We start from the raw sequence: 8,653 nt of genomic DNA, 5'->3' as shown, positions 1-8,653 counted from the left end.
TTCGGGTTAAAGAGTGAATATTCGCTTCTAATTCACTATTTTTTTGGCGAGTAGATAACACAAGTTTATTTATTTCATCAATAGTTTGACGTTGTTCTTGAATACGATTTTTTAACATACTAATTTCTTCTGTTAAAGTTTTTACTTGTATAGTTAATTGTTGATTTTGAGAATTTAACTCTTGATTATCTTTTTTGGCCTTCATCAAATCTACGTTTAAATTTTTATGTTGAGAATTTAAACTATCTAATTCCGATTTAAGTTGATGAATAGTTGTTTCACTAAGTTGATGATCTTTTTCTAATTCTTTGCGAATTTCTTCTAATTCAGAAGAAGTTTGAGATAAAGCTTTTTGGGCTTTTTCTAAGTCATTTTGATGTTGATCAATTTTTTCTTGACTTGTAATTAAATCCTGAGTAAGTTGACCGATTTCACTTTTTAACTGTTGACGTTCAGCTTCAGATAAATCCATTTGATGACGGTATTGTGTTTCTTTTTCTTGAATAGTTCGGGTTAAAGAGTGAATATTTTCCCTTTCTCTACTTGAAAAAGTGTTTAATTTTTTTATTTTAAGTTTAATAAAATGAACATCTGTATCAGCTTTAGACAATAAAACATGTTTTTCACCCAATATATTTAATTCATTTATAAATGATTGTTGATTTGGATTATTTTTAAACTCCCAAACTTTTGTACTAAGTCGCAAGATAGTATTTAAATAATTTTTAGATATAAACAACAAATTTTTAGGAGACCAATGTTTCCAAAATAAACCTTTTGTATCTACTGAAAAAGAATTTTGTTTAGAAAACAAATATTTATCATAATTCGTAAATTCAATATAATTACCAGGAAGAATAAAAACATATTTATCCGGATCAGAAACTATTTCTTCTATTTTGTATCCGAAGTCATTAAATAAATCATATTTGTCTAAAACGCACAAATATTCTGTAAAAAACAAATTTGATTTTTTATAATTATCAAACCACTTATAATTGTGATTTTTAAATTCTCCTAAAATTAACAATAAAATTTGATTTAATAAAAAATTATTTTTATCCTCGTTCAATTCTTGAAAATATTGAGGAAAAGTATTCTTAATTTTCGTTAAAACCTTAAATTCCTTAGCACTAATTTGTTTTAATTTGTTTTCGAAATCAAAATCTTGTTCTTGTAACAATTTCGAATTACATAAAGAAAAATTAATTAAATTAATATTTTTACTTTTAATTGCATCATTATACCAAAATAAAAAAATTAAAATTGCAAAAAAACAAAAAAAAACAAAAAAAAATAAATAATTTTTTTTAATTTTCATTTCAAAGAACACCTTTTGTCGAATAATATCTTTCTAATAAATATATCAAAGTTAAATTAATAAATATTCAAATAAATAAATTTAAAATTTATATATTCAAGAATCAAAAATTTAAAAAAATCCCCATAAATAAAAAAAGATCTATTTTACAAGATCTTTTTTTAACGAATAAAATATAATTAAATGTAACTTAATCAAAAACAAATATAAAATACATCAATTATTTGAACTAATATAATTTAAACTTAAAACTTATTAAAAAATTTCTAAATAAGACAATTGATTTTTTTAGAATGCCTCCTTCAAATTTAAAATTTTTAGTAATAAATAATTGTTAAGGTATAATTAAATCAATTTTTAATTTTAAACTTATTTAATATTTTAAACAATAGCTTTTGGTGTTTCCATTACTTGACAAAATTCAATAGCAGGACAAATAATAGGAACATTTATATTTTTTTCTGAATTTTTATTTTTTTTAATAAAAGCATAATCTGGCTCAGAATCAAGATTATGTGTTACAAAATTATTTGTAGAATTCAATTGATTTATTTTTTTTAAATTTTTTTTAATATTACGAAATGGTTTAAATAACAAACTAATTTTAGATTTATGCTTATATTTAGCAATATTAGTTGGTTTTTTATCTTCTGTAGTCACTGATAGAACTTCAGAATTTTCAGATTGCCCCATAATACTTTCAACGTCAGATTTCCTTAAGCCTTCAAAAATATCATTATTATAATCTTTTATAGCTGCATGATTTTCAACATCTTGATTTTCTTGTTTATTATCTATTTTTATAGATACATAATCGACATCATGATTATTTTTGTCTTCTGAAGACATTAAATTTTCTAATTGAGGAACTTCAGAAGAAATATTTCCTGACGTCAAATTCTCTTTAGAATCATTAATCATAAATGATGAATGTATTGGATGAAAAAAAACAAATGTTGTTACTGATCCTACAATCATTAAAACAAACATAATAACAGCTATTTTTTTAAAGTTTTTAAACGAAACATTTTTTTTTTGTTTAGTATTTATAGTATTTATATTTATTATTTTCCTTCTTTAATAATTAATTTAATAATTAATGACAAAATCCTAAAATATTAATTCCATATTTTAAAGATTATTTTTTTTAACAAAAAACTAAATAATTAAATTTATATATTAATTTAATATTAATTAATAATATAAATTTATAATTTTTTCAAAGTTCAAATTCAAATTTCAAAATCAAATATTTATTAAATTTAATTAAAAATTAAAATTTAATAAACAAAAAAACATTTTTAACACAATTTTTGTCTCAAAATAAGTGTCTAATTTTCGTAGCAATCATAGATTTATTTTTAATAAAATAACTACTACATCTAATATTATAAACGAATTTTTAAAAAATAGATAGATACTAAAAATAAAAATATTTAATAATTTATATAAACTTATTAAATAACGTATTAAATAAATGTCTAATAAATTAAGAAAATTGATAAATTTCGTATAAAAAAGCTTATAAATTATTTTTTAACTTTTCTATTCAACTTTATTTATAAAATCCATGATTAAACAATTTATAAATTTATAGCCATAACCTTAATAATTCAATTTAGATAAATTTCTTATTTTACTTCTATATCGCGCAACTCATAACTTAAATCATTATTTAAATCGTTATTAACATTATTATTCACCAGCGTATTGGATTTAGGAAATAAAAACGAAGGTAAAAAATTTAAAAAATTCCAATTAATCTTAAATTTAAAAAAATCAAATAAATAATTAGAAAAAATATTTAAAATATTAGATTTTAGAGAAATTAAATTTTGTTCAATTTGAGGATTTAAAACTTGATTAAAAGTTTGACTAAAATGTTCTTTAGTATGTTGTTCCAAATGATCAATACATTGATCTAAACGCATTTGACAATGTTCTTTTAAATTATCTAAATTTTTTTGAAAATATTCGCTAATTCCATCTACTTTAAATTTAATATGTTCTGTGACATCACTAACACATTTTTCTGCAGAACCTGTAATATTTGATATTAAATTTTTTTGACCAGATTCTAAATTATTTTCCAAAGCTTGACCAACATCTAAAACAACTTCTTCATGTTGTTGCTCAATATGACCTAAAATTTTGCCCATACAAAAAAATACAACAAAAAACAAAAAGGAAGTAACTAAAATCGATAATAAAAAAATTTTTTTTCTTTTAATAATTTGTTTTTTTTTATACATAACTTCAATACCTATTTTTCTTTTATATAAATTTATTGTTCGAATATATATCGATCTATTATTCACTTTAATAAGTTAAAATTATCATCAATAGTTAAAATTCTAAATAACCAAATTTTTTTTAATGTATAATTTAAAACTCAATCATGTTACCTCAAATGTTGAAAAATAAAAAATTTAATTCGAAACAAATAATAAATATAAAACTTTAATATAAAACTTTCATGACATCTTTTATAACATATTATTATATAAAATCTATCAATCTAAATCAAAATATACACAAAAAATTATTATAATTCAATGAACACCACAAAAATTTTATCAAAATTTTTCATTTTATAAAATAAAATATTTTTTTATTTTTTTATTTAAAATTTGACAAAATCATTTTTTTTTTATAGAATTTTAAAAATTAAAAAACCCCCCATTATGTTATAAATTTAGCAATAATATATAAAAAATATCCCATTTAACGCAAAAATAAACAAAATTAAATTTTATAATCCTGAAGGAGAATAAAAAAATTATAATGAAATACATAATAAAAGTTGAAAACTTAAAAAGTTCTTTTGATAAAAAAATAATTTTAAATAACATTAATTTAAAAATAAAACCAAAAGAAATAGTTTCTATTATTGGCCGTTCTGGTTCAGGAAAATCGACTTTATTAAGATGTTTAAATTTATTAAATAGACCGGATTCAGGAAAAATATTTTTTAATAATTATAATCTTCTAGATTCTAATATTTCTTTGACTAATTTAAGAATACAAATAGGTATGGTTTTTCAACATTTTAATTTGTTTTCCGAAAAAACCGTTTTAGAAAATTGTTGTCTAGGATTGAAATGTATTTTTAAAATGCCTTATACAGAAGCTTCAAGAAAAGCTTTTAAAAAATTAAAAGAAGTGGGAATGGAAAAATTTGCTTACGAAAATGTTCAAAAGCTTTCCGGAGGACAAAAACAACGAGTAGCTATAGCAAGAACTTTATGTATGGATCCTAAAATTATTTTACTTGATGAACCCACTTCAGCTTTAGATTCAGAATCTGCTCAAGAAATATTAAAATTATTGAAAAATTTAGTTATTAAACATAATATAACGCTTATTATTGTGACTCATGAATTACAATTTGCAAAAAAAGTGTCAAATAAAATTTATTTATTAGAAAATGGCCAAATCATAGAAAAAGGCAATTTAAATGATATTTTTCAACTAGATAAATGTCCTAAAATTAAATATTTTTTCGAACAAGACAAAAAATAATAACATTTATACACAAGCAATTTATAAAAATTATTATTTAAATATTATAAATAATCATAATCATCCTAAAAAAATTTTTCACTATTTTGAAATTCCTAAATTTAATAATAAAAAAAATTAATGAAAGTGAACTAATTTTAATGTTTCAATTGAAAATTCGACAAATCTTAAAAATTTTTATTTTCATCATAATAATATTATTTTTACATTATAAATTATTTAAAATTTTTAATTTTACAACACAACCTTCTGATGATATTATTTTAGGAGTAGTAAGCAATTCTCCACCTTTATGTTTTGATAGTAATTCTTCTAATCCCGATAGCTTTCGTACCGACACAGGAACATATGTAAGTGGTTCAGATATTTTTTTATTTAAAGAATTAGCCAAAAATATGAATAAACAATTAAAAATAAAACCATTCAATTTCCCTGGTATTTTGAATGCAGTTAATCAAAAAATTATTGATGCTGCTATTGGTAACATGAATATTACAGAAGAACGTACAAAAAAAATGAATACTATTGAGTATGATGTTTCCGAAATTGGGTTTTTAATTAGAAAAGATAATCATAAATTCAAAAATTATATAAATCAAACAGAAATTACTATTCAAGATTTAAAAAATTTAATTAAAACGCATGGACATATTAGCGCAACAACTACAGCTAGTTCTATTTATGATATCGAAATATTAAATAAATTAAATTTACATAAATTAAATCCAAAAGAAGATTTAGTAAATTGCGTCAATGAAGTAGAACAAAAACGTGTTGATTTATTAATTTTTGAACATCCTGTTATAAATTTAATGACTTCTTCCGAAGCAAATGATAAAAATAAATTTCAATCTTTAAAATTAATAAATAATGAAAAAAACAATCAACAAAAAGATTTTCATTATCCATTAGGTATTTTTATAAACAAAAAAAACACCAAATTATACCAAGAATTAACAAAACAAATTGATGAAATTAAAAAATCTAATCCTAATATAATGGATAATTTACGTGAAAAAGCTATAAAAACTTACATAAACGATAATCATCAAAAACAACAAATCAATACATTTGGAAATAAAATTATAAATATAATTAAAACTTATCAAGACAGCTTTTATATATCATTAACATTAGCTATAGATGCTATTTTAATTGGATTTTTGTTAGCATTAATATTATTACCTTTAAAAATATGGTGTCAATCTTCAAAAAAACTAATTCAAAAAGCAATTAATTATATATTGGTTTTATGCATTCATGTTACAAAAGCTGTTCCGATTACTATTCAAGTTGTCTTAATGTATAATTTATTAATACAAAAAATATTTTTTTTGAAAGGTTTAATGGGAATTTTTTGTATTTCATTAATCATAACTTTCCTTAATAACACATTTCATTTTTTAAATAACATGTCTAGACAAGTTAATTTTTTAGAATCTGGTCCTATAGAAGCTGCTTACGCTCTTGGTTTAAATTCAAAACAAGTCTTTAAATATATTATATTATAACAAATTTTAAAAAGAGAAATACCTAATATATGGGATCAATTTATAATAAATTTAAAAGAAACTGCTTTATATTCTATTATCGGATTACCCAATTTATTATGGACTGCGCAACGAAATATAGCTATCACTTATGACACTATAACACCTTTTATTATAATAAGTATTATTTATATATCATTATCAAGTCTAATTCAAATTTTAAAATACAAAAAAACTTAAAAGTCTTATTAATAAATATAATCAAAGTAATTTAAATAATTTAATAAATAATTATTAAAATAAAAATAATATCAAAAATGGATAAATAAAAATTTCATCCGCTATAAATTAACATGCATAATAAAAAAAGTCAAATTTTTAATTCCGAAAGGATTAATATATTTGACTTTTTTTATTTACATATAATTAGATAATATTCGAATAAATAAAATTAAAAAATAAATTAACTTTTTTTATTTAATATTTTTAATTCTTATATTTATTATTAACATTAGAATAATTTCCCAAATCATCACTAATAATTATTAATTTATTTTCCCAATAAATATCTTTTTTTGTCTTAAGCTTGTTAACAAAATTATTATTAATTTCAAAAACTGTTTTATCAGCAAAATGTTGAATATAACCGATATTTTTTCTATAAATATTAAATTTATCATATAAAATTTGTAAAAAAGTAGCAGGATTATACACACGATCATTTTTACCAATATTAATAATTAATTTTGTCATATTAATATTATTTTGTTCATATTTTTTAAAATAATCACTGTTAATACGATTATTTTTATTATAAGATGTTTTTGCAAATTCATCATTATTATAATTAGAAACATTCCGTATAATAATATTTTCATATTGTTTGCGACAAGGAGATATATAATTTATTAAAGATTTAATAATTAATTCTTGGTCATATTTTTGTAATAACTTATCCATTAAATTCATATCAATTGATAAATTATTATTTTTATAATTTTCTATTAATTGAAAAACTTTGTCACGAAATAACTGATCTTGTTGTTGATAAATCTCTTCAATTTTAGGAATTTCAGCTAATAATAATTTTTCTTTTAAATAATATTCTAATTTTTTTAATTTCATTTTTTGTCTAACATTAATAAAACTATAAGAAACACCTGATTTTCCAGCTCGTCCAGTACGACCTATTCTATGTACATAACTTTCATAATCATTAGATAAATCATAATTAATAACCATTTGAATATCAGAAATATCTAAACCTCGAGCAGCTACATCAGTAGCAACTAAAATTTTAATTTTTTTATTACGAAAATTATTAAGTACATATTGTCTTTGATTTTGTTTCAAATCTCCATGCAAAGCATCTACTAAAAAATTTCTTGTTTGCAAATAATCAGTAATATTATCGACATTTTTCTTAGTATTAGCAAAAATAATAACAGAATCGGGATTTTGATAATCTAATAAACGTTCTAAAACTAAATTTTTATTTATATCCGAAACAATAAAATAAAATTGTTTAATACTTTTAACTGCAATATTTTTATTAGATATTTCTAAAGTTTGAGAATTTTTCTGATATTTTTCAGCTATTTTTTTAATAAAATCCGGCATAGTAGCAGAAAATAAAGCTGTTTGCCTTTCTGAAGGAATATTTTTTAAAATATCTTCTACATCTTCTTGAAATCCCATTTTTAACATTTCATCAGCTTCGTCTAAAACTAAAAGTTTAACATGAGATAAATCTATTTTTTGCTGTTTTAATAAATCTAAAATTCTTCCAGGAGTAGCTACAATAATATGAGGTTTTTTATTTAAAGCACTAAATTGTTTAAAATATTTTTCACCACCATAAATAACAGCAGTTCTAATTTCGGAATAAAATTTCAACAATTTATTAATTTCCGTAAAAACTTGCAAAGCTAATTCTCGTGTAGGACACAATACTAAAGCTTGAATTTGAGAAGTTTGAGAATCAATTTTTTGAATCATAGGAATTCCAAAAGCAAAAGTTTTTCCTGTTCCTGTTTGAGAACGAGCTACAATATCAATACCTTGAATCATTTTAGGAATCACCAAAGCCTGAACAGGGGTAGGATTAATAAAATTAAGCTCTTTTAAAGCTTCTTGAATTTGAGTTAATAAATTTAACTCTTTAAAAGAAGAAATCATTATATTTTCCTTTCGATCTTATTGAAAATTTTTTAATTAAAAATAAAAATTTTTTTCAATATTTAATAAAAATAAATCTTTCGTATTCTAATCAATGATTAAAAGATTGTGGTTATTAAAAGAAATATTTTTAGTTACTATA

General features: G+C 20.5%; 6 protein-coding genes. 2 read left to right on the top strand and 4 right to left on the bottom strand.

The features are described 5' to 3' along the window. The 3 genes from B2G44_RS00755 to B2G44_RS00745 form a co-directional block, all read right to left on the bottom strand. On the bottom strand, positions 1-1,321 hold a 1,321-nt coding region (locus B2G44_RS00755; RefSeq protein ID WP_143325093.1), incomplete at its 3' end, for a hypothetical protein. A 381-nt stretch (positions 1,322-1,702) separates the two neighbouring features. Further along, positions 1,703-2,311 carry a hypothetical protein gene (locus B2G44_RS00750; protein WP_078122953.1) on the bottom strand — a complete coding sequence of 203 codons (609 nt, stop codon included), beginning with the start codon at positions 2,309-2,311 and terminating at the stop codon, positions 1,703-1,705. A 641-nt stretch (positions 2,312-2,952) separates the two neighbouring features. Next, positions 2,953-3,573, bottom strand: coding sequence for a hypothetical protein (locus tag B2G44_RS00745; protein ID WP_078122952.1), 621 nt, complete (start codon positions 3,571-3,573; stop codon positions 2,953-2,955). A 532-nt stretch (positions 3,574-4,105) separates the two neighbouring features. On the opposite strand from B2G44_RS00745, the gene B2G44_RS00740 reads away from it, so the two are divergent. Beyond that, a complete protein-coding gene (locus B2G44_RS00740; RefSeq protein ID WP_078122951.1) occupies positions 4,106-4,843 on the top strand; it encodes an amino acid ABC transporter ATP-binding protein in 738 nt (245 codons plus the stop codon). A 140-nt stretch (positions 4,844-4,983) separates the two neighbouring features. Further along, positions 4,984-6,354, top strand: a complete 1,371-nt coding sequence (locus tag B2G44_RS00735; protein WP_078122950.1) for a transporter substrate-binding domain-containing protein — start codon at positions 4,984-4,986, stop codon at positions 6,352-6,354. Between the two features lie 465 nt (positions 6,355-6,819). On the opposite strand, the gene B2G44_RS00730 is transcribed toward B2G44_RS00735, so the two are convergent. Beyond that, positions 6,820-8,511 (bottom strand): DEAD/DEAH box helicase, encoded by a 1,692-nt coding sequence (locus B2G44_RS00730; RefSeq protein ID WP_078122949.1) that lies wholly within the window; start codon positions 8,509-8,511, stop codon positions 6,820-6,822. Positions 8,512-8,653: the final 142 nt, after the last annotated feature.

The sequence above is a fragment of the Candidatus Phytoplasma citri genome, from assembly GCF_002009625.1.
GTDB classification, from domain to species: Bacteria; Bacillota_I; Bacilli_A; order Acholeplasmatales; family Acholeplasmataceae; genus Phytoplasma; species Phytoplasma citri.
The sequence above is the reverse complement of the archived record's forward strand: the minus strand, read 5'-3'. Positions and strand labels throughout refer to the sequence as shown.